This window comes from Variovorax sp. 01T439_2, assembly GCF_056398445.1.
This window is the reverse complement of sequence record NZ_JBFTPJ010001088.1, coordinates 1-1,791: the sequence shown is the minus strand read 5'-3', so window position 1 is coordinate 1,791 and position 1,791 is coordinate 1. Positions and strand designations below refer to the sequence as shown.

The following is a 1,791-nucleotide window of genomic DNA, read 5'->3' as shown; positions in this document are numbered from 1 at the left end:
GGGGATGGAACTGAAGCACGGGGCCATGAACTGAGAGACGCGCCAATAGAAATTCTCGTCAGCGTTGCGGCGGGCGATGCCGATGACGCCGATGGACGTATCCTTGGCGAACAGCTTGGGCGTGATGTCAATCGCCGAATATGGACGGTGCACCGGAGAGGTCGCCATCGTGGCCGGGTTCGTGTGGAGGATCGAGACGTGCGAGCTGTCCAGTTCGCCTTCCATGCCCTGCAGCCAGTTGGACTCCTGGATCCACACCGTCGCATTGCGCTGCGACTTCGGCAGATCGATCCACGGAAATTGGGGAAGCGACGGGGGTTCGCCGCTGCCCATGAACACCCAGACGATGTCGGCTTTCTCCTGTGCCTTGTAAGCGGTCAACTTGACCTTCTTGCAGATCGATTGGTCGGCTGCGTTCTTCATCTCCAGGCAGTCGCCAGAGGCGTTGTAGAGCCATCCGTGGTAGTTGCATCGGATGCCTTCCTGCTCTACCCGTCCATAAAAGAGCGGTGCGAGTCGGTGGGCGCAGTTGGCCTGAACGATGCCGACCTCACCCTTGCCGTTACGGAAAGCGACGAGCTCTTCGCCGAGTAGCTTCAGGCGCACGGGCGCGCAGCCGGGCTCGGGCAGTTGAGATGAAAGCAAAGCGGGCAGCCAAACGGATCGGAACAGTTCACCGACCGGCGTTTCTTTGCTCACGTGGGACAGTACATCGAGTTTGTTGACGTGTGCCATGGTGTATTCCTTATCGAGACTCGAATCAAAGGGTGAGAAAGCCGCCGTCAACCGGGAGAATGACGCCGGTCACAAAGGAAGCAAGGTGCGAAGCCAGAAAGACAGCAGGGCCTGCCATCTCGTCTGCGCGGCCAGCGCGCTTCATCGGTGTATGCGACATGACGAACGCGACGCGGTCGGGATTGGCCCGAGAGACGGCGGTTTGCGGGGTTTCGATAAAGCCGGGTGCGATGGCGTTGACGCGCACGCCATGCTGGGCCAGGTCTACCGCCAGCGATTTGGTCAGCATCGCCACCCCGCCCTTGCTGGCGGCATAGGCCGTCGTGAAGTTCGGGGCTGCGGTGAAGGATTGGATCGACGCCAAATTGATGATGTTGCCTTTGGTGCGCTTGAGTTGATCCAGAAAAGCCGTGATGCCGTACATGATCCCGTCCAGGTTCACCGCCATGACCTCACGCCAAGTGCCAAAGTGGCCCTCCTCGCCGAACTGACCGCGGCGATGGATGCCCGCGTTGTTCACGAGAATGGACGCGTCGCCGGCCAAGTCGTGGACATGAGCCGCGGCCTGCTTCGCTTGGTCGGGATCGGATACGTCCCAAAGCACTGACCATGCGGTGCCTCCCTGCCGCGTGATCAGCGCGACGGTCTCTTCGATGGTCTGCATGTTGACGTCGGCGACCACCACCTTCGCGCCCGCTGCGGCAAGGCCGATGGCGATCTCGCGCCCCATCCCTTGACCCGCCCCGGTCACCACAGCCACCTGGCCGTCCAGCAGCGGGCTGCCGTTGAATTCGATCATCTGATAGCTCCTGATTCTCAATCGAAAGATGTTCAGATCGTCAGCCACTGACGATGGACGCGCTCCGCGTCGGCCTTGAAATCGGCGATGGAGAGCGTCTCCACAACTTTTCCTTTGGACATCACCAGGATGCGGTCCGAGATGCGCTCGGTGAGGTTCAGGTTCTGCTCGACAAGCAGGACCGCGACCCCTTCGGACTTCAGCAACTTGATCACGTCACCAATCTGTTGGACCACCATGGGTGCCAGGCCCTGTGT

2 protein-coding genes and 1 pseudogene are annotated in these 1,791 nt (G+C 60.6%); all 3 read right to left on the bottom strand.

Annotated features, from left to right (window positions below; all coding sequences use genetic code 11):
* Positions 1-735 (bottom strand): Rieske 2Fe-2S domain-containing protein (locus AC1DOC_RS32220; protein WP_478131391.1); only part of this gene is annotated, 735 nt, incomplete at its 3' end.
* 25 nt (positions 736-760) lie between these two features.
* Complete coding sequence (locus tag AC1DOC_RS32215; protein ID WP_478080732.1) at positions 761-1,534, bottom strand: SDR family NAD(P)-dependent oxidoreductase; 774 nt, start codon at positions 1,532-1,534, stop codon at positions 761-763.
* 32 nt (positions 1,535-1,566) lie between these two features.
* A pseudogene (locus tag AC1DOC_RS32210) lies at positions 1,567-1,791 on the bottom strand (ABC transporter ATP-binding protein); the annotation flags it as partial.

Excerpts from the sequence above, each read along its gene's own strand:
- AC1DOC_RS32215 (WP_478080732.1), bottom strand. The coding sequence starts at position 1,534 with ATGATCGAATTCAACGGCAGCCCGCTGCTGGACGGCCAGGTGGCTGTG.